Here is a 24,674-nt window from a genome sequence, read left to right on the forward strand (position 1 = left end):
CGCCACGCGCGGCGGCCCCGCCGCTCGCTTCCGCGACACACGAAAGGCCTGGTCAGATGTCGCAGAGGCATCCGGTCCTGACGATGACCGCGATCAGCAAGATCTTCCCGGGAGTACGCGCCCTCGACGGCGTCGACTTCCGCCTCTTCCCCGGTGAGGTCCACGCCCTGATGGGCGAGAACGGCGCCGGCAAGTCCACCCTCATCAAGGTGCTGACCGGCGTCTACGGCACGGACGCCGGCACGATCACCCTCGACGGTCAGCAGGTCTCCTTCGCCGGGCCGATGCAGGCCACCGCGGCCGGGGTGAGCACCGTCTACCAGGAGGTCAACCTCCTGCCGAACCTGTCGGTGGCGGAGAACATCTTCATCGGCCGCGAGCCGCGCCGCCTCGGGTCCGTCAACTGGCGTGAGATGCGCCGCCGGGCCCAGGAGCTGCTGGCCCGCATCGACCTGCACATCGACGTCACCGAGCTGCTCGGCAGCTACTCCCTCGCGGTGCAGCAGATGGTCGCCATCGCCCGCGCCATCGACGTGAACGCCCGGGTGCTGATCCTCGACGAGCCCACCTCCAGCCTTGACGCCGACGAGGTGGCCCAGCTGATGCGGATCATGCGCCAGCTGCGCGACGACGGCATCGCGATCGTCTTCGTCACCCACTTCCTCGACCAGGTGTACGGCATCGCCGACCGGATCACCGTGCTGCGCAACGGCCGCCTCGTCGGCGAGTACCCGACGGCCGAGCTGCCCCAGATCGCCCTCGTGGAGAAGATGATCGGCCATGAGCTCGACGCGCTGGAGCGCCTCGACTCCGAGACCGACCGGGACCGCGCGGCGATCGCGGCGGGGGAGCCCTTCGTGGCGGCGGACGGGCTGGGCCGCAGCGGCTCGGTCGCGCCGTTCAGCCTCACCATCCACGCCGGCGAGGTCGTCGGGCTGGCCGGGCTGCTCGGGTCGGGGCGTACCGAGGTCGCCCGGCTGTTCTTCGGCGCGGACCGCGCCGACCAGGGCCGGCTCACCGTCGACGGCGCGCCCGCCGCGATCCGCAACCCGGTGGCCGCGATCGACCGCGGCGTCGCCTTCTGCTCCGAGAACCGCCGCACCGAGGGACTGGTGGGCGAGCTGTCGGTGCGGGAGAACATCATCCTCGCCATGCAGGCCGCCCGCGGCTGGCTGCGGCCGGTGCCCCGGCGCAAGCAGGACGAGCTGGTCGAGCGTTACATCAAGGCGCTGAGCATCCGGCCCGCCGACCCCGACATGCCGGTGCGCAACCTCTCCGGCGGCAACCAGCAGAAGGTGCTGCTCGCCCGGTGGCTGATCACCGAGCCGCGGCTGCTGATCCTGGACGAGCCGACCCGGGGCATCGACATCGGCGCGAAGACCGAGATCCAGCGCCTGGTGGCGCAGCTCTCCGACGGCGGCATGGCGGTGCTGTTCATCTCCGCCGAGCTGGAGGAGGTGCTGCGGCTCAGCCACAAGGTCGTCGTGATGCGCGACCGGCGGCTGGTCGCCCAGCTCGACAACGACGACACCCTCGACGCCGACCGCGTGATGCGGGCCATCGCCAGCGGCGCGGCGCAGGAAGGGTTGGAGAAGGTATGAGCACAGCCCGTACCCGCCTCGCGGGCGTCACCGGCCACCGGCTGTTCTGGCCCCTGGTCATGCTGGTGGTGCTGCTGGCGGCGAACACCATCTACCGGCCGAGCTTCCTGTCGGTCGAGCTGAAGAACGGCCACCTCTACGGCAGCCTGATCGACATCGTCCGGCTCAGCGCCCCGCTGATCCTGGTCGCGCTGGGCATGTCCCTGGTGATCGCCACCGGCGGCATCGACCTGTCCGTGGGCTCCGTGGCCGCTGTCAGCGGCGCGATAGCCTGCCTCTACATCAGCGAGCAGCCCGACCAGAACAGCCTCGGCGCGGTGCTCACCGCGGTGGCGATCGCGTTCGGCATCGCTCTGGTGCTCGGCGCGTGGAACGGGATCCTGGTCGCCGGGATAGGCATCCAACCGATCATCGCCACGCTGATCCTGATGGTCGCCGGCCGGGGGCTGGCCCAGCTGGTCACCTCCGGGCAGATCATCACGATCAACAGCGAGCCGTACAAGACGATCGGGGTCGGGCACCTGCTCACGCTGCCGTTCGCGATCATCATCGCCCTCGCGGTGACCCTGGTCGTGGCGGTGCTGACCCGCCGCACCGCCCTCGGTATGATCATCGAGGCGGTCGGCGGCAACGCCGAGGCCAGCCGCCTGGCGGGCGTGCGCTCGCGGCGGATCACCTTCCTCGTGTACGTGGTGAGCGCCGCCTGCGCGGCCGTCGCCGGGTTCATGATGACCGCGAACGTCTCCAGCGCCGACGGCAACGCCGTGGGCCTCTGGGTCGAGCTCGACGCGATCCTCGCCGTGGTCATCGGCGGCACGTCGCTGGTCGGTGGCCGGTTCTACCTCAGCGGCACCATCGTCGGCGCGCTGATCATCCAGACCCTGACCACCTCGGTGTACGCCATGAACATCGACCCGCAGACGGCCCTGCTGTTCAAGGCGGTCGTGGTGATCGCGGTCTGCCTCATCCAGGCGCCGGCGTTCCGCGCCCGGTTCCGGCGTCGGCAGGCACCGGGGGCGCCCCCGGTGGCCCCGGTCGAGAAGCAGAAGGAGCAGGTTCCGGCATGACCACGACCCCACTGGCCGCGCGAGGCCCCCGGGCCTGGTGGCGGGTGCCGCAGCGGCAGGTGCCGGTGCTGGCCACCCTGGCCCTGCTGCTGGTGATGTACGGCATCGGCGTCTCGCAGTACCGCGCCTTCTCCAACATCCAGGTCGTCTTCAACATCTTCATCGACAACGGCTTCCTGCTCGTCGTCGCGGTCGGCATGACCTTCGTGATCCTGACCGGCGGCATCGACCTGTCGGTCGGCTCGGTGGTGGCGATGACCGCGATGGTGTCGGCGTCGCTGCTCGGCGACGGCGTGCACCCCGCGCTGGTGCTGCTGATCGCGCTGCTCATCGGCCCCGCCCTCGGGTTCGCGATGGGCTGCGTCATCCACTTCTTCGACATCCAGCCGTTCATCGTCACCCTGGCCGGCATGTTCTTCGCCCGGGGCATGTGCACCTGGATCAGCTCGACGTCCATCCCGATCACCGACGGGTTCTGGACCTCGGCGGCGCAGGAGCGAATCCGCATCGGCGAGAACTTCGTGACCGTGAGCGTCCTGGTCGCCCTCGCCGTGGTGGCGGTCGCGGCGTACACGCTGGCGTACACCCGGCTGGGCCGCAACGTGTACGCCATCGGCGGCAACCAGCAGTCGGCGCTGCTCATGGGCCTGCCCGTGGGGCGCACGAAGATCGCCGTCTACACGATCAGCGGGCTCTGCTCGGCGATCGGCGGCATCCTGCTGTCGTTCTACACGCTGTCCGGCGCCCCGCTGATCGCCATCGGCATGGAGCTGGACACGATCGCCGCCGTCGTCATCGGCGGGACCCTGCTCACGGGCGGCTCCGGCTACGTGTTCGGCACCGTGCTGGGTGTCCTCGTGCTGGGGGTGATCCAGACGCTGATCACCTTCGACGGCAGCCTCAGCTCCTGGTGGACCAAGATCGTGATCGGTGGCCTGCTGTTCGCGTTCATCCTCCTCCAGCGCCTCGTCGGCATCCGCAAGAAGTGACCACCCCAGTACACCGGAAGGCAACCCCATGACCAACCCATCCCCGGCCGCCGAGGTCTGGTTCCTCACCGGCAGCCAGGGCCTGTACGGCCCGGAGACCCTGCGTCAGGTGGCCGACCAGTCCCGGCAGATCGCGGCGCAGCTCGACGCCGACCCGGCCATCCCCGCCCGGGTGGTCTGGAAGCCGGTGCTCACCTCCAGCGCCGACATCCTGGCCGTCTGCCGTGACGCCGCCGTCCAGGGCGCGGTCGGGGTGATCGCCTGGATGCACACCTTCTCCCCGGCCAAGATGTGGATCTCCGGCCTGGACGCGCTGCGCACCCCGCTGCTGCACCTGCACACGCAGGCCAACGTGGCGCTGCCCTGGTCGGACATCGACATGGACTTCATGAACCTCAACCAGGCCGCCCACGGCGACCGGGAGTTCGGGTTCGTCCAGACCCGGCTGGGGGTGGCCCGCAAGACCGTCGCGGGGCACGTGAGCAACCCGAGCGTCACCGCCCGCATCGCGGCGTGGACCCGGGCGGCGATCGGGCACGCGGAGATGCGGTCGCTGCGGCTGGCGCGCTTCGGCGACAACATGCGCAACGTGGCGGTGACCGAGGGCGACAAGGTCGAGGCGGAGCTGCGCTTCGGCGTGTCGGTCAACACGTACGGCGTGAACGACCTGGTGGCGGCCGTGGACGCGGTGGCGGACTCGCGCATCGACGAGCTGGTCAAGGAGTACGACGACAGGTACCGGCTCGTCGCCGAGCTGCGGGCCGGCGGCGAGCGGCACGACTCGCTGCGCTACGCCGCCCGGATCGAGGCGGGCCTGCGCGACTTCCTCGACGCGGGTGGGTTCCGCGCGTTCACCACGAACTTCGAGGACCTCGGCGGGCTGCGGCAGCTGCCGGGGATCGCGGTGCAGCGGCTGATGGCCGACGGCTACGGCTTCGGCGGCGAGGGCGACTGGAAGACCTCGGTGCTGGTGCGCACGCTCAAGGCGATGTCGGTGGGCACCACGGGCGGCACGTCCTTCATGGAGGACTACACCTACGACCTCACGCCGGGGCAGGAGGTGGTCCTCGGCGCGCACATGCTGGAGGTCTGCCCGACCATCGCCGCCGACACGCCCGCCGTGGAGATCCACCCGCTGGGCATCGGCGGCCGCGAGGACCCCGTGCGCCTGGTGTTCGACGCCCAGGCGGGGCCCGCCGTGGTGCTGGGGCTGGCCGACATGGGGGAGCGGTTCCGGCTGGTCGCCAACGAGATCGATGTGATCGTCCCGCCGCAGCCGCTGCCGAAGCTGCCCGTGGCCCGCGCGGTGTGGCGGCCCCGGCCGGACCTGGCCGGCTCGGCGGAGGCGTGGCTCACGGCCGGCGCGCCGCACCACACGGTGCTGTCGCAGGCCGTCGGGGTCGAGGAACTGCACGACCTGGCCGAGATGGTCGCCACCGAGCTGGTCGTCATCGACGCGGAGACGACCACCCGTGGGCTGACGAACGAGTTGCGGTGGAACCAGGCCTACTACCGGTTGGCCAGGGGCTTCTGAGGCCCGACCGGTCGACCGTACGACCGGGTGTCCGGCGTGGTCCCGGAGGCGGGAGCACGCCGGACACACCGTCCGCGCAGCGAGCCTGACCGCCCGTCTTGTTGATCACGACGGGCTACGATGGCCACGAGGGGAGTTGCCATGGGTCAGCAGCCGGCCGCACGCGCGGCGGTGATGAACGACGTCGCCCGGCTCGCCGGTGTCTCGCACCAGACGGTGTCGCGGGTGCTCAACAACCACCCGAGCGTCCGGCAGGAGACCCGCGAGCGGGTGATGCGCGCGGTGCACCAGCTCAACTACCGGCCCAACGCCCTGGCTCGGGGGCTGGCCGGGCGGCGCTCCCGGGTCATCGGCGTGGTCAGCTTCGACACCATCCTCTACGGCCCGGCGGCGACCCTGCTCGGCATCGAGCGCGCCGCCCGCGCGGCGGGGTACGGCATCAGCATCGTCACCCTGGAGCAGCTCGACCGGGCCGGGATGCGGTCGGCGATCGACGCCCTCACCGAGCAGTCGGTGGCGGGGGTGGTCGTCATCGCCCCGATGATGACGGCGGCGGTGGCCGTGCACGGACTGCCCACCGGCGTGCCCGCCGTGGTGGTCGAGTCGAGCGGCGGCGCCCGGGAGCTGCCGAGCATCTCCGTCGACCAGGTCGCCGGGGCCCGGCTGGCCGTGGAGCACCTGCTGTCCCTCGGGCACGAGACGGTGTGGCACATCGCCGGCCCCCGGGACTGGCTGGAGGCCCGCGACCGCGTCGACGGGTGGCGGTTGGCGCTGGAGCAGGCCGGGCGGTCCGTCCCGCCGGTCCTCGTCGGTGACTGGAGCCCGCGCGCGGGCTACGAGATCGGGCAGTCGCTGGTCGACCGCCCGGACGTGACGGCCGTGTTCTGCGCCAACGACCACCAGGCGCTCGGCCTGCTGCGGGCGCTGCACCAGCGCGGCGTGCGGGTTCCGGAGGACGTCAGCGTGGTCGGGTTCGACGACATCCCCGAGGCCGAATACCTCTCGCCGCCGCTGACCACGGTGCGGCAGGACTTCGACGAGGTGGGCCGCCGGTGCGTGGCGGCCCTGCTCGAGCTGTTCGACGCCGACGGCCCGGCGGGGCGCTTCCCGCATCCGCAGGTCGAGCCGCAGCTCGTCGTACGCGCGAGCAGCGGCGGTCGGAAGGGCTGACCGCACGTCGGGATCCGGTGCGCCGCAAGGGCCGCGCCGGTCTTCGCCGTGTCGGCCGACCGTGAGGGTCCGCCCGCTGCCGGCCGGTGGCCGTCCCGCCCCGGATTGCAGCGACCCCTGTTAGCGCGCACATACCCAGCGTTGTACCTGGTGGGGCCCTTGACTTCGGGGTTTTGTAGCGCCGAGAATTCGGGCTTGTTAACGCTCACACCCCCGCCACCACGAGGGAACCCCATGCGCGAAGCTCCCCCGGAACCGCGATCCTCCTTCCCGTCCCGCTCCCGGCGCCGGGCCCGGCCCCTCGTCGCCGGGGCGCTCCTCGCCCTGGTCGCCGGTCTGCTGCCCGCCACCGCCGCGCCGGCCGCCGCCGCCGACGTGACCGACGGCCTGCTGGTGCGCTATGACCTGACGCAGACCACCGGCACGACCGTCACCGACAGCTCCGGCCGGGGCAACGACGGCACGCTCACCGGCGGCGGCACCTGGACCGGCCAGGGCGGTCTCGTCCTCGACGGCGTCGACGACCACGTCAAGCTGCCCAACAACATCATGGCCGGGCTGTCGTCGATCACCGTCGCCGTCGACGTGCTCGTCGACCCCACGCAGCAGACCCCGTACTTCATCTGGGGCCTCGGCAACCCGGCGACCTCGAACTCCGGCACCGGCTACCTGTTCACCAGCGGCGACGCCTTCCGCACCGCCATCACCACCACCAACTGGTCCGGCGAGAAGGTGACCGGCAAGGGCGCGAACCTCACCCGGGGCGTGTGGAAGTCCGTCACCTACACGCAGACCGGCACCACCGGCACCCTCTACGAGGACGGCGTGCAGGTTGCGCAGAACACCGGCGTCACCGTGCTGCCCAGCGCCGTCGGCAACGGCACGACGACCAACAACAACCTCGGCCGGTCCAACTACGCCGCGGACCGCTACCTCAAGGGCCGGGTGGCCAACTTCCGCATCTACGACCGCGCGCTGCCCGCCGACGAGGTGGCCGCCATCGCGCTGCCCGACGCCACCCGCGTCGCCGGCGACACCGCCGCCCTCGACCTGGGCGACCTCTCGGCCGTGACCGGGAAGCTCACCCTGCCCACCACCGGCACGTACGGGTCGGCGATCGCCTGGTCCTCCAGCGCCCCCGGCACCATCAGCGCGACCGGCCAGGTGACCCGCCCCGCCCCCGCCGACGGGCCCGCCACGGTCACCCTCACCGCGACCGTCAGCCGGGGCGGCAGCAGCGACACCAAGGCGTTCACCGCCACCGTCCTGCCCAACGAGACCGACCAGACGCGGGCCGACGCGGCCGCCGCCGCCCTCTCGCTCGTGAACGCCGGCGACGTGCGCGGCAACCTCACCATGCCGAGCACCGGGATCAACGGCGCGACCGTCGCCTGGCGCTCCGCCAGCCCGGACGTCGTCAGCCCCGACGGCATCGTCAAGCGCCCCGCGCACGGGGCGGGCGACGTCAAGGTCACCGTGACCGCGACCGTCACCGTCGGCACGGCCACCGCCGAGCGGGCCATCGACCTGACCGTCCGCGAGCTGCCCGAGGCCGCCCCCTACGCCGGCTACGCCTTCAGCTACTTCACCGGCAACTCCATCGCCGGGGAGAAGATCTACTTCGCGGCCAGCCAGGGCAACAACGCGCTGCGGTGGACCGAGGTCAACGGCGGCCAGCCGAAGCTGGAGTCGAAGTTCGGCACCCTGGGCCTGCGGGACCCGTTCCTGATCCGCAGCCCCGAGGGGGACCGGTTCTTCCTCATCGCCACCGACCTGTCCATCGGCCGCAACGGCAACTGGGACGTCGCGCAGCGCCAGGGCAGCCGGTACCTGGAGGTCTGGGAGTCCACCGACCTGGTGAACTGGTCGGAGCAGCGGCACATCCTGATCTCCCCGCCCACCGCCGGCAACACCTGGGCGCCGGAGGCGTACTGGGACGCCGCCCGGGGCGAGTACCTCGTCTTCTGGGCATCGAAGCTCTACGCGGAGAACGACCCGAACCACACCGGCAACACGTACAACCGGATGCTCGCCGCGACGACCCGTGACTTCGTCACGTTCAGCCAGCCGACGATCTGGCAGGACCCGGGCGACTCGCGCATCGACTCCACCGTGATCCGGGAGGGCGACACCTACTACCGGTTCACCAAGGACGAGGGCGGCGGCGGCACCGGCTGCTCCGACATCATCCAGGAGAAGTCGCCCTCGCTGACCGCCGTCGACCTGCCCGGCAAGCCCTCCTGGACGGTGCTCGACTCCTGCATCGGCCGCGACGCCGGCACCTCCGCCGTCGAGGGCCCCACGGTCTTCAAGGCCAACCCGGGCGACACCTCCGGCTCGAAGTACTACCTGTTCGTCGACGAGTACGGCGGCCGGGGCTACATCCCGCTGGGCACCGACGACCTGGAGAACCCGAACTGGAAGGTGCCGGCCTCCTACGACCTGCCCGCCAGCCCCCGGCACGGCACCGTCATCCCCGTCACCAAGGCCGAACTCGACGCCCTCAACGACGCGCCGCCGCCGGTGCGCGCCAACGCCGACGGCGTCGTCGCCCACTACGCGCTCGACCAGGCCAGCGGCACCACCGTCACCGACGACTCCGGCAACGGCTACGACGCGAAGCTGACCGGCGACGCGACCTGGGGCGACGGCAGCCTCGCCCTCGGCGGGACCAACGGCCACGTGGCCCTGCCCGACAACATCATGGCCGGCCTCGACGAGATCACCGTGTCGATGGACGTGAAGATGGCCACCGACCAGGCCACCCCGTACTTCATCTGGGGCCTGGGCAACACCGACTCCGACGGCGTCGGCAACGGCTACCTGTTCACCACCGGCAACAACTACCGGACCTCGATCAGCCTCGGCAACTGGACCGGCGAGCAGACCGTCAACGGCGGCAGCGCCGTCCCCCGGGGCGTGTGGAAGACCCTCACGTACACCCTGAACTCGGCCGGCACCGCCCGGATCTACCTCGACGGCGTGCGGGTCGCCGAGAAGACCGGGCTGACCCACCGCCCCGGCGACATCGGCGGCGGCCGGACCACGGCCAACTACATCGGCCGCTCCCAGTACGCCTCGGACAAGTACCTCAAGGGCCGGGTGCGCGACTTCTCCCTCTACAACCGGGCGCTCACCGACGGCGAGGTCGCCGCGCTGGGCTCCAACGGCACCAGCGTCGTGGCGGTCGAACTCGACAGCCTCAAGGTCCCCGCGATCATCGACGCCGCCAGCAGCACCATCACGCTGCCGGTCAAGCCGGGCACCGACGTGACCGCCCTCGCCCCGACGTACGTGGTCGCGCCGACCTCGACCGTCACGCCCGGCGGCGCGCGGGACTACTCGCAGCCGGTGACGCTGACCGTGACCAGCGCGGCCGGGGCGACCCGCGAGTGGACCGTGCGGGCGGTGCAGATGCGCTCGCCGGTGCTGCCCGGCTTCAACGCCGACCCGAACATCGTCCGGTTCGGCGACACCTACTACATCTACGCGACCACCGACGGCTTCCCCGGCTGGGGCAGCTCGAAGTTCACCGTCTGGTCGAGCCGGAACCTGGTCGACTGGACCGAGCACGACACGATCCTCGACCTCGGGCCGGACATCACCTGGGCCGACAGCAACGCGTGGGCGCCCGCCGCGATCGAGAAGAACGGCAAGTACTACTTCTACTTCTCGGCGCAGCAGAACATCGGCGTCGCCGTCGCCGACTCGCCGCTCGGGCCGTTCGTCGACCCCATCGGCAAGCCGCTGGTGAGCAAGGCCGACTACAACAACGCCCAGCAGATCGACCCGGCGGTCTTCACCGACGACGACGGGCAGAGCTACCTCTACTGGGGCAACGGCACCCCGTACGTGGTCCCGCTCAACGACGACATGGTCTCCTACGACGTCGCCAAGCGGGTGCGGCTGACCGGCCTCACGGACTTCCGCGAGGGCCTGTTCATGCACAAGCGCGCCGGGACCTACTACCTGTCCTGGTCGATCGACGACACCGGCAGCGAGAACTACCGCGTCGGCTACGGCACCGGCACCAGCCCGCTGGGGCCCTTCAGCGCCAAGGGGGAGATCCTCACCAAGGATCCGAGCCAGGGCATCCTCGGCACCGGCCACCACTCGATCCTGCAGGTGCCGGGCACCGACGACTGGTACATCGCGTACCACCGGTTCGGGATCCCCGGCGGCGACGGCACGCACCGGGAGACCACGATCGACCGGCTGTACTTCGACGCGGACGGCGCCATCAGGAAGGTCGTCCCGACGCTGGGCAGCGTCGACCCGCTGCGCTACGAGGGCGGGCAGCCGACGGCGACGGTCACCGACGCGGGGGCCGACGGATGGTACGGCGCGGACGCCGCCCTGACCATCACCGCCGGTGACAAGGTGAAGCTGGTCGAGTACCAGATCGACGGCGGCGGCTGGTTCCCGTACCGCGAACCGGTGGACCTGCCGGCGGGCAGCCACCGCGTCGACTACCGGGCCCAGGGCGTCAACCTCTTCTGGAGCGACGTGTGGTCGCTGCAGGTCAAGGTGGACGAGACCGCCCCGACCGTGCAGGCGTACCTGGTGGAGCGCAAGTTCGTGGTCAACGCCAGCGACGTCGACTCCGGCGTGGCCCGCATCGAGTACCGGATCGACAAGGGCGCCTGGCAGCCGTACCTGGCCCCGGCCCGGATCGACAGCTGCGCCCACGTGATCCGCTACCGGGCGTACGACGTGGCCGGCAACGTCAGCCGTGAGCGGGCCCTCAACGTGCCCGCGCTGGGCGACCCCGCCGAGGCCACCAAGCTCCCGTCGGTCAGCGGGACGGCCAAGGTCGGCAAGACCCTCACCGCCGACCCGGGCACGTGGGACGAGAAGAAGCTCACCTTCTCCTACCAGTGGCTGCGCGGCGGCAAGGTCATCGCCGGGGCCACCGGCAAGTCGTACGTGCCCAAGGCCGCCGACGTCGGGTACCGGCTCTCCGTGCGGGTGACGGCCACCCGTTCGGACCTGCAGCCCGGCACGGCCACGTCGAAGGAGACCGCGAAGGTCGTCAAGTAGGTAACCGGGTTCCATCGCCCACGGCCGAAGGCCACCTCCCCCGGGACGGGAGGTGGCCTTCGGCGCGCGTGCTACCGGTGGCGGCCGAGGCCCGCCAGGGCCCGGGCCAGCCGGCGTACGCCCTCGTCGAGCTGCGCCGCGCCGGCGGCGGCGTAGGTCAGGCGCAGGAACGCGGCCGGCGGCTCGGCGGCGTGCCAGGGCTGTCCGGGGAAGACGACGACCTGTTCGGCGGCCGCGGCGGCGACCAGGTCGGCCTCGCCGACGTGGTCGGGCAGCCGGACCCACAGGTGCAGGCCGCCGCGCGGCACGGCGTCGGGCCGCAGGTCGGGCGCGTGCCGGCGCAGCGCCGACAGCAGCGCGTCGCGGCGCTCCCGCAGGGCGGACCGCACGGCGCGGCGGTGCCGGGCCCAGGCCGGCGAGGTGACGAACTCCAGGGCGGCGTGTTGCAGGGGGCCGGCGACGAAGAAGTCGTCGAGGAGGCGGGCGGAGCGCAGCCGCGCCCCGGCCGGTCCACGGGCGCCGAGCGCGGCCACCCGTAGCCCCGGCGCGACCGACTTGGTCAGCGAGCGCAGGTACACGACGTGGCCGTCGACGTCGTCCGCCGCCAGCGGCGGCGGCGGATCGCCGTCGATGCCCAGGTCCCGGGCGTAGTCGTCCTCGAGCAGGAACGCGCCCGCGTCCCGCACGGCGGCCAGCACGGCGGCGCGCCGGTCCGGGCGCAGGACGCCGCCGTGCGGGTTGGCGTACAGCGGCTGGCAGTAGAACAGCCGCGCGCCGGTGCGCCGCAGGGCCGTGGCCAGCAGGTCCGGCCGTACGCCGTCGGCGTCGGCCGGGACGGGCACCACCTGCCGCCCGGCCGCCCGGGCCGCCGCGAGCACGCCGAGGTAGGTCGGGGACTCCACCAGCACGGCCTCGCCCGGGGCGGTGAGCGCCCGGATCGCGGTGGAGAGCGCGGCCTGCCCGCCCGGGCAGACGGTCATGTCGTCGGCGTGCCACACCCCGCCGCACTCCCGCGCGAACCAGGCCCGCAGCTCCGCGCTGCCGGCCACGGGTCCCCGGTGCCACGCCTCGGGGCGGCGCGCGGCCCGGTTGAGCGCCGCGCCCAGCGCCGCGATGGGTTGCAGCGCGGGGTCGAGATAGCCGCCCGACAGCGGGACCGCCCCGGGCGGCGGGACGGCGAGCAACGCCTGCATCGCCTCCTCGCCCGCTGGCCGGGCCCCGAGCGCGACGGCCTGCCAGGACAGGTCCGGTGCGACCGGCGGGCCGCCGGGCGGGTCGACGACGAAGACGCCGCGGCCGGGGACGGCCTCCACCAGCCCCTCGGCCACCAGCCGGCGGGTCGCCCGCGCGACGGTCGCCGGTGACGCGCGGTGCCGGGCGGTCAGCTCCCGCACGGACGGCAGCCGGGTGCCCGCGCCGGCGGCGATCACCCGACGCAGATCTTGGATAACGCGATCGACAGCGTTATCGTCATTCATGAGAGCTGAGAGTAACACTTCCCGCCGTGGTGCGATAACGGGTAGCGCGCTGGGCGCGGTGGGCGTGCTGGCCTTCAGCATGTCCCTGCCCGCCACCCGCGTCGCCGTCGGCGACCTCGACCCGTGGGTGGTGGCCTTCGGGCGCGCCGTCGGCGCCGCCGGCCTGGCCGCGCTCTACCTGCGGGCCCGGCGGGTGCCCTGGCCGTCCGCCGGGCAGTGCCGAAGGCTGCTGGTCGTCGCCGCCGGGGTCGTGGTGGGCTTCCCCCTGTTCACCTCGCTGGCGCTGACCGCCAGCACGGCCGCCCACGGCGCGGTGGTGATCGCGGTGCTGCCGGGCCTGACGGCGGTCTTCGCCGTGCTGCGCGCCCGGGAACGCCCTCCGACGTCGTTCTGGGTCGCCAGCGGTGCGGGCGTCGTCGCGGTCCTGATCTTCACGACGGTCGGCTCGGGCGCGTCCGCCGCCCCGGCGGTCGCGGACCTGTTCCTGCTCGCGGCCGTCGTCCTCTGCGCGCTCGGCTACGCGGAGGGCGGCGCGCTGGCGCGGGAGCTCGGCGGGGCGAACACCATCTGCTGGGCGCTCGTGTTGTCGGCACCCGCCACGGTCGCCATCACCGCCGTCGCCGCCGTGCGTACCCCGCCGCACGCGGGACCCGTCGCGTGGCTCGGGTTCGCCTACCTCACCGCCGTGTCGATGTTCCTCGGCTTCTTCGCCTGGTACGCGGGCCTGGCCCGGGGCGGCGTCGCCCGGGTCGGCCAGCTCCAGCTCGCCCAGCCCCTGCTCACCCTGGGCTGGTCGGCCCTCCTGCTCGGCGAGGGCGTCACGCCCGCCGCCGTCGTCGCCGCGCTGCTGGTCCTGCTCTGCGTCGCCCTCACCCAGCGCATCCGCGCCGCGCGGGTCGTTCCCCTTGCGGGCGGGAACCGGGGGCCGTCGCACGTGCCGACGGCCCCTGGCCCCGATTCCCGCCGATCAGCGGCGCGGCGCTAGCCGGCGTACGTCTCGAACTCGGCGACCCGCGGCGTGCCGTTCGCGCCGGTGATCTCCAGGTTGATCTTCTTCAGCGAGGTCGGGCTGAAGGACGCGACGCCCACTCCGTTGCTGCCCGAGGCGAGCACGGCGCCGGTGTCGTTGTTGACCAGTCGCCAGGAGCGGATGACGCCGGTGGCGCCGGAGGCCTCGCGGATGTTCACCGAGCCGACCCGGACGGCGGCGTCCCACTTGACCGAGATCCGGCCGGTGGAGCCGGAGGGCGACCAGAAGGTGCTCAGGTTGCCGTCCAGCACGTTGCCGTAGCTGCTGCCGTCGGCCTTGCTGGAGCCGTCGGCGCCGGCCCCGAGGCTGAGGTTGGTGCCGCCCGGGTTGGTCGGGCCCGGCGTCGGGGTGGTCGGCCCGGGGGTCGGGTTGGTCGGCGCGGGCGTGGTCGGTGCCGGGGTCTGCGGCGTGCAGCTGCCGTCGGACACCTGCAGGCCCTTGTTGGCGCCGGCCGTCTGGCGCACCAGGTTGGGCACGCAGCTGGCCCCGTCGAGGCGGTAGGAGTAGGGGATGCTGACGGTGGTGGTGGAGGTCGGGTTCGGCCCCGCCGGGTAGTTCTCGTTGCCGGGGCTGGACCAGGTCACGTTGTCGAAGATGTTGCCGGCGACCTGCCAGGAGCCGCGCTCGTTGGTGTAGAAGGTGCCCAGGACGTCCTTGGAGTCCTTGAAGTAGTTGTTCTCCACCTTGGCCTTGGCGCCGGCCCGCGAGTTGATGCCGGACTCGCGCAGGTTCACGTACGAGTTGTTGTACATGTGTGCCGTGGCGCCGCGCAGCAGCGGCGCGCGCGAGTCGAGGTTCTCGTACAGGTTGTGGTGGAACGTGATGTAGTTGTTCCCCAGGTCGCTCTCGCTGGAGCCGACCAGGCCGCCCCGGCCCGAGTTGCGCAGGATGCTGTAGGACAGCGTCACGTACTGCACGTTGTCCTTCATGTCGAACAGGCCGTCGAAGCCCTCCGCCTCACCGCCGGAGGCCTCCAGGGTGACGTGGTCGACCCAGACGTTGCGGACGGTGCTCTCCATGCCGATGGCGTCGCCGCCGTTGGAGGTGGGCGAGCCCGACTTCTTGACGTTCCGGACGGTCACGTTCTGGATGATGATGTTGCTGGAGTCGCGGATGTGGATGCCGAGCTGGTCGAAGACCGCCCCGCTGCCGACGCCGACGATCGTGACGTTGCTGATCTGCTTGAGCTCGATCAGGCCGGCGTTGGTGTTGCAGCTGTCGCCCGACACCTTGGCGGTGTTGCCGTGGTTGATGGTCCCCTCGACCTGGATGATGATCGGGGTGCTGCTGCTGGCCCGGGTGCACAGCGCCGTGTGGATCGCGGTCCCGGTGGTGGCGCGCACCGTCTGCCCGCCCGCGCCGCCGGTGGTCCCGCCGTTCTGGGTCGCGTAGCCGGTCACGCCGCCGGTCGCCGCCGACGCCTGGGGCGTCGGCAGTGCCACGCAGATCGCGGCCCCGATGACCGTCGCGGCCACCGCCGCATGGAGTCGCAGTGGGACTGGTCGTCTCATCCTTGCCTCGCCTTCGATGTGTTCCTGGAGGTGGTACGCCCGGCGACTGCCGGAGGCGACGAGGAGGCCCCCGCCCTGGGACGTGGTCTACGGGAGCCCGTCGCCGTCGACATGTCGACGGGCGGCGTGCTGCGTCTTCGTCATGGCGTCCACCCTCGTTCCGGTGCGTCGGCGTCCGGTATGGGACCCGGCCGCGCCGGACCGGTGGCGGTGGCAACATGCGCAGGAGATCGCACCGGACCGCGGCGATGATCGCCGCCGACCGACCGGACCCGCGTCGCCTGGAAAGCGCTTTCCGACACCGAGAATAGGGATCGGTGAATGGGTATGGCAAGGAGGTGTCCGCTTTGTGCACTAAAGCCCCCGGTGCCCACCGCCACCACGTCGCCCGTCGTCGAACGTGGACACTTCGTGTCACCGGCCGACCACGACCGTCCAAGATCGCGTCGGGGTGGGCCCGGTAGGGTGGGGGGATGCTCGATGCGCCTCCGCCGGTGGCCGGCGGGGGGTCGTCGTCCCGAGGGGGCCGCGGGCCCGGTGGGGGGCCGTCGTCCCGAGGGGGTGGCGCGCCCGGTGGGCGGCCGGCGGCGGGACGGGGCGCGGCAGGGCTGGCCAGGCGGTGCGCGCGGGTCACCCGGTCCCGGCCCTTCGAGATCGCCATCGTCGTGCTCATCCTGGCCAACGGGGCGGTGCTCGGCGTCGAGACGTACCCGGACCTGGGGTCGGCGCGGCCGGTGCTGCGCGGCCTGGAGTGGGCCTTCCGGCTCGCCTTCGTCGCCGAGATCGGCGTGCGGGTGTTGGCCTACGGCCGTCGTCCGCAGGACTTCTTCCGCCACGGCTGGAACGTCTTCGACTTCCTGGTGACCGCCGCGATCTTCGTGCCCGGCCTGCACGGTGACTCCGCGTTGCTGCGCGTCGTCCGGGTCGCCCGGATGCTGCGGCTGGTGCGCTTCTCGCCCGGCCTGCGCACGATCGTGGCGGCGCTGTGGCGCAGCCTGCCGGGCGTCGCCGGCTTCCTCGCGCTCGCCGGCGTGACGCTCTACGTGTACGGCATGGCCGGCTGGCTGATCTTCGGTCGCTCCCAGCCGGAGGAGTACGGCGACATCGGACGGTCGCTGCTGACCCTCTTCGTTCTGCTGTCGCTGGAGACCCTGCCCGACCTCGTGGCGCAGGGCATGGCCCTGTCGCCGTGGACGCTGGTCTACTACGTCAGCTACGTGATGATCACCGTCAACCTGCTGCTCAACATCCTGATCGCGGTCATCGTCAACTCCATGGAGGAGGCCCGCCGGCTGGAGATGACCGAGCGGCTGGCCCCGGACTACGACGCCGACGGCGACGGCGTGCCCGACGAGGTGGACCGGATCGCGCTCACCCAGCGGCTCGACGACCTGCGGGCCGTCATCGCCGAACTGGAGCGGGAGCTGCGCATCGACCGCGACGACAGGCCGTAGGACCCGGCGGCCCGGCGGGCGACGACGCGGCGGCGCGCGCCGGCCGGTGGGTCGACGCGCGCCGCCGCCGGGGGCGTCACTGCTGGATCGGCTGCCCGTCGTTGCCGCAGATGTAGCCGTCGACGATGCAGGTCTTCACCCGCCGGGCGAGCTCCGCCTCGTCCCAGGCGTTGAAGAAGTCGCCGTGGAACGTGTAGCCGGGGGCGGTGGTCACGTTGGCCCCGTTGCGGATGCCGGCCAGGCTGAGCCCGGTGCCGCGCACGTCGTACGTGATGAGGAACTCCAGCCGGGGCACGGGCACCGGGTGGCTGGCCGGGCAGGTGCCGCCCACGCCGCCCAGGCCGAACGCCATGTGGCTCTTGTGGTCGGGGCTGTCCAGGTTCTTCCCGTCCCAGCAGGTCGGGAAGTCCAGGTACGTCTCCAGCTTGGACCCGGCCGGGCAGACCGGGAAGTCGCCGCTGGCGGCCGGGATGCCGACGCAGTTCCACCGGGCGGCGGGGTTCTGGCCCGCGCTGGTGGCAAGCGGGTTGCCCACCACGATCCGCAGGCCCTGGGGGTGGGGCTTGACGTTCGCCCGGTCGGTGAGGCCCTGGTAGTAGATCCGGACGCTCTGCGGCTTCTGCGCCACACCGTTCTGGTAGAGCGTCGGCACCCAGTACGCGGACTTGTCGGCCACCGGGTTGCAGGTCGTCCCGCCGGCCCGCAGCGAGGCCAGGTCGGTGTACGCGTTGGTCGTCGTGTTGCCGAAGAACTCGTGCGTGTGCGAGGCGCCCGGGCGGCCCGACATGACGATCGGGTCGTCGTTGGCCCGGCCCTTGCTCGGGCAGTCGGCCCGGAACTCGGAGCCGCGCACCGGCGCGAGCTGGAGTTCCAGGGCGGCGGCCTCCTGCTCGGGGCTGAGCGCGTACGCGTGACCGGCGTGGGTGCCGGCGGCGGCCGGACCGCCGGTCGCCGCCTGCGCGTCGACGGCGTCCCGGTCGGCCAGCACCCCGCCCGCGACCAGGGTCAGCAGCGCCACGGTCAGCGCGCCGACGCGGCGCAGGGGCGGGCGGGGGATCGGGCCGGCGTCGCGGCGCCCTCGGATGAACCGCATGCTTCCTCCTCGCCCGGCGCACCGGGCACCGGCCCGGGATCGCCGGGCCGTAGACGGGATGGGTGGGAGAGCGCTCTCTGCGTCATTGATAACCGAACGCAGTTATGCCTGTCAATCTGAGTGACGGTACGGCAGGTCCACTCCGGACGGTCCGGCTCCGGGGCGGCCCGGCGGGCGGGCGGAGCGGGGCGGCCCGCGCCCGCGCAGGTCAGAGGGCATAGACCCGCGTGGGTTCATCGCGTCGAGATCAACTCGACACGCCGGCGACACGGCCCGGTCCGACAGTGGGCGCATCATCTCCCAACCCAGGAGGAGCACCCCTTGGCGCCAACCCCACCGACCGACGCCGAACTGGACGTCCTCATCCGCGCCCGGCTCGCGTCCCTCGGCATCGACCTCGACCAGCTCCCGCCCGGCACCACCGCCGACCCCCAGACCGGTTCCCCCGGCCGCGACACCGTACTGGCGTCCCTGCGGTCCTTCGTCCGTGGCACCGTCGGCACGCTCGCCGCGTACCAGCTGCCCGCCCCGGCCGGCACCGACCCCGTCGTCGCCATGGCGCTGTCCCAGCAGCCCGCGCCGATGCTCTACCCCTCGATCAGCACGGAATGGCGGAAGTGATGACCGCAGCCCCCGTCGACCGTGGCGTCGACCGCCGAGCCTTCCTCGCCCGCACCGCCGCCTTGGCCGCCGCGTCGGCGGTCGGTGGCGCCGTCGGGCTGCCCGCCGTGGCCTCGGCGGCCGGTCCGGCCCGAACACCCCTGCTCACGGCGGCGAAGTGGAACCCGGCGCTGGACGTGCCCAACGCCTACGTCAAGCCCCGCCCGGAGGCCGTGGCCGACCCCACCGAACTCACCGTCGCCGAGGCGGCCTGGCTGATCCGCGCCGGCAAGCTCACCCCCGCCAGGCTGGTCGAGGCGTACCTGGCCCGCATCTCCACGTACGACGGCACGTACCAGGCGTTCAACCTGGTGCTCGCCGAGGCGGCGGCCAAGGCGGCGGCCGCCCTGGCGAAGAAGCCCCGGCGGGGCGCGCTGCACGGCATCCCGCTGGCGATCAAGGACAACTACTACACCGCGGGGGTGCCTACCACCGCCAACTCCTACCTGTTCGCCGACTTCCGGCCGCCGTACGACGCCACGGCCGTGTCCCGGCTGCTCGCCGGCGGGGCGATCGTGCTCGGCAAGACCCAGATGGGGCCGCTGGCCACCACCCGGGCGACCACCCCCAGCGGGGTGGTCACCACCGTCAACGCGTGGACCCCGGCCGACAGCCGCACCGACCCCGGCGGCTCGTCCACCGGCACCGCCACCGCCGTCGCCGGGCGGCTCGCCGCCTCCGGCACCGGCACCCAGACCGGCGGCTCGATCACCGCGCCGTCCAACGCGCAGAACCTCACCGGCCTCAAGCCGACGATGGGCCGGGTCTCGCTGCACGGCATCATCCCGCTCAGCTACACCCGCGACCACCCCGGCCCGCTGGCCCGCGACGCCAAGGACGCGGCCATCATGCTCACCGCGATGGCCGGCGAGGACCCCGCCGACCCGCGCACGCAGGGCCTGCCCGGGGTGCCGAAGCTGATCGACGCGGCCACCCCGGCGTACTCCGGCGGCAAGCTGAAGCTGCGCTGGAAGACCCGCATCGGCGTGCTGCCGGGCTTCACCGCCGGCACCACCGAGACGGCGGCGGCGCGGGCCGCGTACCTGGCGACGCTCGCCGCGATCCCCGGCGCGACCGTGGTGGACGTGCCGCTGCCCGACGAGTGGGACCTGCTCACCGGCAGCGCGTTCAACAACGTCCGGCTGCCCGAGCGCAGCGAGCCGTTCATGCCGTACCTGCGCACCGACCTGCGCGGTTTCGGCGTGTCGGTGACGGGCTGGCTGCAGGGCGCGCTGCTGGGCGCCGACGAGTTCATCACCGGCCAGCGGGCCAAGCTGCTGCTCATGGAGCGGGTGCTCGACCAGCTCTTCGCCTCCTGCGACGTGGTGGTGCAGACCAGCCCGGTGCCGTTCGACATCCTCGGCCTGCCGGAGATCGCCTTCCCGATCGGGTTCACCGCCGCGGGCGTGCCGATCGGCACCATCCTCGGCGGCCTGCCGTACGGCGAGGACCGGCTGTTGTCGGTGGCGGCGGCGTACCAGGCGGTCACCGACTGGCACCGGCGGCGTCCCGCCGACCCGCCGGCGGCCCCGCCCGCCCCGGCCGCCGCGGCGCGCGGCCTGGCGTCGCCCGCGGCCCCCGCCGCCCTGCGGCTGACCGCCGAGGAGGTCGCCGAGCTGGCTCAGTGAACCCCGCCGTCGCCGGCCCGCCGCCTTCGGGCGGGCCGGCGACGACGGCATGCGGCCCCCGTCGCGTCCGGATTGACCTCAACCCTGGTTGAAGTCGTACGGTCGGCGGGTGGTCGTCGAGGGACGGCCCGTTGTCCCCTCTGGAGGATGCGTTGTCCGAGTCCCCGTACCGGTTGGCCGTCATCGTCGGAAGCGTCCGCGACGGCCGGTTCGGCCCCGTCGTGGCCGACTGGTTCTGCCGCCAGGCGGGCCAGCGCGCCGACCTCGTCGTCGATCTGGTCGACCTCGCGCACGTCCCGGCGGCGCTCGGCGGTGTGCCGGGTGCCGTGGCCCCGGACGAGGCACCCTTCGCGGAGCGGATCGCGGCGGCCGACGCCGTCGTGGTGGTGACGCCGGAATACAACCACAGCTACCCGGGGCCGCTGAAGGCCGCGATCGACTCGGTGGGCGGCCAGTGGCACGCCAAGCCCGTCGGCTTCGTCTCGTACGGCGGCATCTCCGGCGGCCTGCGGGCGGTGGAGCCGCTGCGAGGGGTCTTCGCCGAGCTGCACACCGTCACCATCCGCGAAACGGTCAGCTTCGCCGGCGCCCACGGGTGCTTCGACGCGGCCGGGGAGCCGGTCGACGCGGGACCGGTCAACCGCGCGGCCACCGCCATGCTCGACCAACTGGGCTGGTGGGCCGAGGCGCTGCGCACGGCGCGGGCGGCCCGGCCGTACGGAGGGTGAGAAGGGAGCCCTTCTCTACCGGATGCGTCAACAGGGGGCCCTTCCTTGCGCCGTCAGCGGTCGAGGGCGTCGGCGGGGGCCATCACCCGCAGCGCGTTGGCGGCCAGCCCGATCCGGATCGGGGTCTGGCCGCACAGCTCGCCGTCCACCTCGACCCGCGCCGGTCGGTCGGTCTCCAGCCACAGCTCGCCGACGGCGAGGAACGGCGTCTCGGCGAGGGTGCGCCGGGCCCCCGTGGCGGCGTTGCGGGCGGTGTCCCGCAGCAGGCCGCGCCGGGTCGGCCCGCCGACCGGGTACGCCACCAGCAGCCGGTCGTCGGCGTCGGTGTCGGCGGTGATCGGGCGGCCGGCGTGGAAGCCGCCGTTGGCCACGTACAACTGGTGGGTGTGGAACTCGTGCGTCGCGTCCCCGGCCCGCACGGTGGCCCGCAGCGCCCGGTGCCGGGCCAGCAGCGCCAGCGCGGTCGCCGGGTACGCGAGCCGGCCGGTGACCCGCTTGAGCGCGGGCGGCGTGCGCAGCATGATGTCGGCCGACATCCCCACCCCGACGTGGTTGGCGAACGGCACGTCCCCGGCCAGCCCCAGGTCGACGTCGATCACCTTGCCGTCGGCGAGGACCGCCACCGCGGAGGCCAGGTCCAGCGGGAGGCCGAGGGTGCGGGCGAAGTTGTTGGTGGTGCCCAGCGGCAGCAGGCCCAGCGCCACGTCGCGGTGCGCGAGCAGCCGGGCGGCGGCGCTCTGCGTGCCGTCGCCGCCGCCCGCGACGAGCAGGTCGGGCCCGAGCGCCAGGGCGTCGTCGAGGCTGCGCTCCAGCTCACCGGGGCGGTCGGCCGGGTACGCCCCGAGCAGCTCGAAGCCCGCGCGGGTCAGCAGGGCCCGGGCGTGCTCGTAGAGGCGGCGACCCCGGCGGGAGCGGGCGTTGACCACCAGCGCCGCCCGCCGGTCGCGCCGGATGGCCGCGCCCAACTCATGCTTCGTCCGCATGGCTGCCGACCCTATCTCCGCCGGCCGGGGATTCCGGTGGCCAGGCCGCCGCGTGGCGCGGGAACGGCCGACGGCCGGTGAAGGATCGGCGAACAGTGGCGGGCGGGGCAGCGGGCGAGACGGTGAAGACGGTAGATACGTGAGGCATGACGAACACCATCGACCGTCGTACCCTCCTGCGGCTGGCCGGCGCATCCGCCGGCACGGCCGTGCTCGCCGGCGCCACCCTGACCGGCGCGGCACCCGCCGGCGCGGCCGGCGGCGCGTTCCGGCACGGCGTGGCCTCCGGCGACCCGCTGCCCGACGGGGTCCTGCTGTGGACCCGGCTCACCCCCACCGACGAGGCGCAGCCCGGCTCCGGCGTCGGCCCGGAGGCGGAGGTGACCTGGCAGGTCGCCGCCGACCCCGACTTCGCGACCGTGGTGGCCCAGGGTGCCCTGACCACCGGCCCCGCCCGCGACCACACCGTCAAGGTGGCGGTCACCGGCCTGGCCCCGGCCACCACCTGGTGGTACAGGTTCGGCTACGCGGGGGCGTGGTCGGCGACCGGGCGCACCATGACCGCGCCGCCCGCCGACGCCGACATCGACCGGCTCCGCCTCGGCGTGGTCTCCTGCGCCAACTGGGAGGCGGGCTACTTCTCGGCGTACCGCAACCTGGCCGACCGCGGCGAGGTCAACCTCGTCGTGCACCTCGGCGACTACCTCTACGAGTACGGCACCGGCGAGTTCGACGCCGGCGGGTCGGTGGTGCGGCCGGTGCTCCCGGCGCACGAGGTGCTGACGCTGGCCGACTACCGGATCCGGCACGCGCTGTACAAGACCGACCCCGACCTGCAGGCCCTGCACGCCTCCGTGCCGTGGGTGATCACCTGGGACGACCACGAGGTGGCCAACGACCAGTGGTCCGGCGGCGCGGAGAACCACACCCCGGCCACAGAGGGCGACTTCGCCGACCGGGTCGCCGCCGCCCGGCAGGCGTACGCCGAGTGGATGCCGGTGCGCACGGGCGCGGACGGGGCGATCTACCGCCGGCTGCGGTTCGGGCGGCTGGCCGAGCTGTCCATGCTGGACCTGCGCAGCTACCGGTCGCAGCAGGCGTCGGGCTCCGCCGTCGACGACCCGGCCCGGACGATCACGGGCGACGCGCAGATGTCCTGGCTCAAGAGCGGCCTGGCGGCCTCCACCGCCCGGTGGAAGCTCGTCGGCAACCCCGTGATGATCGCCCGGGTCGACCTCGCCACGCTGCCCGCCTGGCTGCTCGGCCCGATCGGCCGGCTGCTGGGCGTCCCCGAGAACGGCGTGGTGCTCAACCCCGACCAGTGGGACGGCTACAACGCCGACCGCAACGAACTGGTCGACCACCTGCGCGCCACCGGCACCCGCGACGTCGTCTTCCTGACCGGCGACATCCACACCTCGTGGGCCAACGAGGTCACCACCCGGGCCACCGGCACCGCCACCCCGGCCGCCGTCGAGTTCGTGGTGCCCTCGGTGACCAGCGACAACGTCAACGACTTCCTCGGCCTGCGGGAGGGCAACGCGCTCAGCGTCCTCGGCGCGGACCTGCTCCGCGCGACCAACACCCACGTGCGGTGGACGGAGCTGGACGGCCACGGCTACGGAGTGCTGGAGGTGACCCGGCAGGCGTGCCGGATGGACTGGTACCACCTGGCCGACCGGACCCGTCCGGGCAGCGCCAGCCGGTGGGTGGCCGGCTGGTCCGTGGCCGCCGGGTCGTCGACGCTGCGCCGGGAGGCCGCGCCGCAGGCGTGACCCGGCTGCGGCGGGACGGGCGGGCAGCGGACCGCCCGTCCCGCCCCGGGGGCCGTCCCGCCCGGCCCCGGCGTCACCGCCCGCGCAGGGCGCGGTGGAGGTTGCCGCCGAACACGTCGGCCGCCTCGGCGGCGGAGAGCCCGTCGAGCCCGACCGGGCGCAGGGTCTGGGCGAACGACACGTGGTCCAGGCTGGGGGAGAAGTCCGAACCCCAGTAGAGCCGCCGCGCGCCGAACCGGTGCAGCAGCAGGTCGACGAAGGGCCGGGCGGCGTCGTGCGGGTACGCCTCGGCGGGGTCGCTCACGGCGTACAGGCCGGAGACCTTGACCCCGACGTGCGGTAGGTGGGCCAGGTCCGTCAGCGGGGCGAGCCGGTCGGCGGCGGCCTGGTCGGCCGGCACGGCGCGCTGCCGGCCGGGCAGGCCGAGGTGGCTGAACAGCACCGGGCAGCCGTCGAGCGCGGCCAGTGCCCGCCCGAGCCGGCCGGTCGCCTCGGGCGTGGCGTTGAGGCTGACCACCGCGCGGGCGTCGTTGAGCGGCCCGGCGACGGTCAGGGCCCAGCCGGCGAACGCGTCGGCCGCGTCCGGGTCCGGCAGGTACGCGGCGACGCCCGCGAACCCCGCCGCCCAGAGGCGGTCCAGGCCGGCCCGGTCGGTGCCGGTGACCGGAACGTACGCCACCGGCGCGATCCAGTCGTGGGTGGCCGCGAGCGCGGCGAGGTGCCCGTTGTTGCCGGCGAACTCCGGCGCGCCCTCGTAGCCGATGACGAGCGCCCGGTCGATGCCGTGTTCGTGGCGCAAAGTCCGGTAGACGGTGAGTTCGTCGCCCCCGGCCGGGGACCTTCCGTAGCGGCCCGGATACCCGTCGGCGAAGAGGTGCAGGTGTGCGTCGGCGCGTTCCATGGCCGGACCCTAACCGATTCCGAGCTGCCCAT

Annotated in this window: 17 protein-coding genes; 12 read left to right on the plus strand and 5 right to left on the minus strand. The window is 73.1% G+C overall.

The features are described from left to right. The first annotated feature begins 56 nt into the window (after positions 1 to 56). From TK50_RS14955 to TK50_RS14980, 6 genes are all read left to right on the plus strand, one after another. On the plus strand, positions 57 to 1,601 hold the full coding sequence (locus tag TK50_RS14955; RefSeq protein ID WP_043963292.1) for a sugar ABC transporter ATP-binding protein: 1,545 nt from the start codon (positions 57 to 59) through the stop codon (positions 1,599 to 1,601). After that, positions 1,598 to 2,668 carry an ABC transporter permease gene (locus TK50_RS14960; RefSeq protein ID WP_043963293.1) on the plus strand — a complete coding sequence of 357 codons (1,071 nt, stop codon included), beginning with the start codon at positions 1,598 to 1,600 and terminating at the stop codon, positions 2,666 to 2,668. Before TK50_RS14955 ends, TK50_RS14960 begins: the two co-directional genes overlap by 4 nt. Beyond that, on the plus strand, positions 2,665 to 3,657 hold the full coding sequence (gene yjfF, locus TK50_RS14965; RefSeq protein WP_043963294.1) for a galactofuranose ABC transporter, permease protein YjfF: 993 nt from the start codon (positions 2,665 to 2,667) through the stop codon (positions 3,655 to 3,657). Before TK50_RS14960 ends, yjfF begins: the two co-directional genes overlap by 4 nt. Positions 3,658 to 3,685: 28 nt before the next feature. Then, positions 3,686 to 5,191, plus strand: a complete 1,506-nt coding sequence (araA, locus tag TK50_RS14970; protein ID WP_043963295.1) for an L-arabinose isomerase — start codon at positions 3,686 to 3,688, stop codon at positions 5,189 to 5,191. A gap of 141 nt (positions 5,192 to 5,332) precedes the next feature. Continuing rightward, positions 5,333 to 6,361, plus strand: a complete 1,029-nt coding sequence (locus TK50_RS14975) for a LacI family DNA-binding transcriptional regulator (RefSeq protein WP_043963296.1) — start codon at positions 5,333 to 5,335, stop codon at positions 6,359 to 6,361. Between the two features lie 234 nt (positions 6,362 to 6,595). After that, the gene (locus TK50_RS14980; RefSeq protein WP_082106328.1) at positions 6,596 to 11,401 is read left to right on the plus strand and encodes a family 43 glycosylhydrolase; all 4,806 of its coding nucleotides are present in this window, start codon (positions 6,596 to 6,598) and stop codon (positions 11,399 to 11,401) included. A gap of 71 nt (positions 11,402 to 11,472) precedes the next feature. On the opposite strand, the gene TK50_RS14985 is transcribed toward TK50_RS14980, so the two are convergent. After that, positions 11,473 to 12,879, minus strand: coding sequence for an aminotransferase-like domain-containing protein (locus TK50_RS14985; RefSeq protein ID WP_043963297.1), 1,407 nt, complete (start codon positions 12,877 to 12,879; stop codon positions 11,473 to 11,475). Here TK50_RS14985 and TK50_RS14990 point away from each other — a divergent pair. After that, positions 12,878 to 13,864 carry a DMT family transporter gene (locus TK50_RS14990; protein WP_144420249.1) on the plus strand — a complete coding sequence of 329 codons (987 nt, stop codon included), beginning with the start codon at positions 12,878 to 12,880 and terminating at the stop codon, positions 13,862 to 13,864. The two genes, TK50_RS14985 and TK50_RS14990, sit on opposite strands and share 2 nt — an antisense overlap. Here TK50_RS14990 and TK50_RS14995 read toward each other — a convergent pair. Then, entirely contained in the window at positions 13,861 to 15,420 is a 1,560-nt protein-coding gene (locus TK50_RS14995) for a pectate lyase family protein (RefSeq protein ID WP_043963298.1), read from the minus strand. The two genes, TK50_RS14990 and TK50_RS14995, sit on opposite strands and share 4 nt — an antisense overlap. Before the next feature lie 473 nt (positions 15,421 to 15,893). Between TK50_RS14995 and TK50_RS15000 the strand changes: the two genes are divergently transcribed. Then, a complete protein-coding gene (locus tag TK50_RS15000) occupies positions 15,894 to 16,874 on the plus strand; it encodes an ion transporter (RefSeq protein ID WP_082106329.1) in 981 nt (326 codons plus the stop codon). Positions 16,875 to 16,950: 76 nt separating this feature from the next. On the opposite strand, the gene TK50_RS15005 is transcribed toward TK50_RS15000, so the two are convergent. Beyond that, on the minus strand, positions 16,951 to 17,967 hold the full coding sequence (locus TK50_RS15005) for a DUF1996 domain-containing protein (RefSeq protein ID WP_052503789.1): 1,017 nt from the start codon (positions 17,965 to 17,967) through the stop codon (positions 16,951 to 16,953). 321 nt (positions 17,968 to 18,288) lie between these two features. Between TK50_RS15005 and TK50_RS15010 the strand changes: the two genes are divergently transcribed. The 3 genes from TK50_RS15010 to TK50_RS15020 all read left to right on the plus strand — a co-directional run bounded on the left by TK50_RS15010 (position 18,289) and on the right by TK50_RS15020 (position 20,983). Then, a complete protein-coding gene (locus tag TK50_RS15010; protein ID WP_043963300.1) occupies positions 18,289 to 18,588 on the plus strand; it encodes a hypothetical protein in 300 nt (99 codons plus the stop codon). After that, a complete protein-coding gene (locus tag TK50_RS15015) occupies positions 18,588 to 20,255 on the plus strand; it encodes an amidase (RefSeq protein WP_229406922.1) in 1,668 nt (555 codons plus the stop codon). Before TK50_RS15010 ends, TK50_RS15015 begins: the two co-directional genes overlap by 1 nt. 152 nt (positions 20,256 to 20,407) lie before the next feature. Next, a complete protein-coding gene (locus tag TK50_RS15020; protein WP_043963302.1) occupies positions 20,408 to 20,983 on the plus strand; it encodes an NADPH-dependent FMN reductase in 576 nt (191 codons plus the stop codon). Positions 20,984 to 21,036: 53 nt separating this feature from the next. On the opposite strand, the gene TK50_RS15025 is transcribed toward TK50_RS15020, so the two are convergent. Beyond that, on the minus strand, positions 21,037 to 21,966 hold the full coding sequence (locus TK50_RS15025; RefSeq protein ID WP_043963303.1) for a diacylglycerol/lipid kinase family protein: 930 nt from the start codon (positions 21,964 to 21,966) through the stop codon (positions 21,037 to 21,039). A 146-nt stretch (positions 21,967 to 22,112) separates the two neighbouring features. Here TK50_RS15025 and TK50_RS15030 point away from each other — a divergent pair, with 146 nt between their 5' ends. After that, positions 22,113 to 23,741, plus strand: coding sequence for an alkaline phosphatase D family protein (locus tag TK50_RS15030; RefSeq protein ID WP_043963304.1), 1,629 nt, complete (start codon positions 22,113 to 22,115; stop codon positions 23,739 to 23,741). A 73-nt stretch (positions 23,742 to 23,814) separates the two neighbouring features. Here TK50_RS15030 and TK50_RS15035 read toward each other — a convergent pair whose 3' ends face one another. Further along, entirely contained in the window at positions 23,815 to 24,642 is an 828-nt protein-coding gene (locus TK50_RS15035) for an amidohydrolase family protein (protein WP_043963305.1), read from the minus strand. Positions 24,643 to 24,674: the final 32 nt, after the last annotated feature.

The sequence above is a fragment of the Micromonospora haikouensis genome, from assembly GCF_000876225.1.
In the GTDB taxonomy this organism is placed as follows: domain Bacteria; phylum Actinomycetota; class Actinomycetes; order Mycobacteriales; family Micromonosporaceae; genus Micromonospora; species Micromonospora haikouensis.

Coding starts and splice junctions, on each gene's coding strand:
- TK50_RS15030 (WP_043963304.1), top strand. CDS start 22,113: ATGACGAACACCATCGACCGTCGTACCCTCCTGCGGCTGGCCGGCGCA.
- TK50_RS15035 (WP_043963305.1), bottom strand. CDS start 24,642: ATGGAACGCGCCGACGCACACCTGCACCTCTTCGCCGACGGGTATCCG.
- TK50_RS15025 (WP_043963303.1), bottom strand. CDS start 21,966: ATGCGGACGAAGCATGAGTTGGGCGCGGCCATCCGGCGCGACCGGCGG.
- TK50_RS15015 (WP_229406922.1), top strand. CDS start 18,588: ATGACCGCAGCCCCCGTCGACCGTGGCGTCGACCGCCGAGCCTTCCTC.
- TK50_RS14955 (WP_043963292.1), top strand. CDS start 57: ATGTCGCAGAGGCATCCGGTCCTGACGATGACCGCGATCAGCAAGATC.
- TK50_RS14990 (WP_144420249.1), top strand. CDS start 12,878: ATGAGAGCTGAGAGTAACACTTCCCGCCGTGGTGCGATAACGGGTAGC.
- TK50_RS14960 (WP_043963293.1), top strand. CDS start 1,598: ATGAGCACAGCCCGTACCCGCCTCGCGGGCGTCACCGGCCACCGGCTG.
- TK50_RS14985 (WP_043963297.1), bottom strand. CDS start 12,879: ATGAATGACGATAACGCTGTCGATCGCGTTATCCAAGATCTGCGTCGG.
- TK50_RS14995 (WP_043963298.1), bottom strand. CDS start 15,420: ATGAGACGACCAGTCCCACTGCGACTCCATGCGGCGGTGGCCGCGACG.
- TK50_RS14980 (WP_082106328.1), top strand. CDS start 6,596: ATGCGCGAAGCTCCCCCGGAACCGCGATCCTCCTTCCCGTCCCGCTCC.
- TK50_RS15000 (WP_082106329.1), top strand. CDS start 15,894: ATGCTCGATGCGCCTCCGCCGGTGGCCGGCGGGGGGTCGTCGTCCCGA.
- yjfF (WP_043963294.1), top strand. CDS start 2,665: ATGACCACGACCCCACTGGCCGCGCGAGGCCCCCGGGCCTGGTGGCGG.
- araA (WP_043963295.1), top strand. CDS start 3,686: ATGACCAACCCATCCCCGGCCGCCGAGGTCTGGTTCCTCACCGGCAGC.
- TK50_RS14975 (WP_043963296.1), top strand. CDS start 5,333: ATGGGTCAGCAGCCGGCCGCACGCGCGGCGGTGATGAACGACGTCGCC.
- TK50_RS15005 (WP_052503789.1), bottom strand. CDS start 17,967: ATGCGGTTCATCCGAGGGCGCCGCGACGCCGGCCCGATCCCCCGCCCG.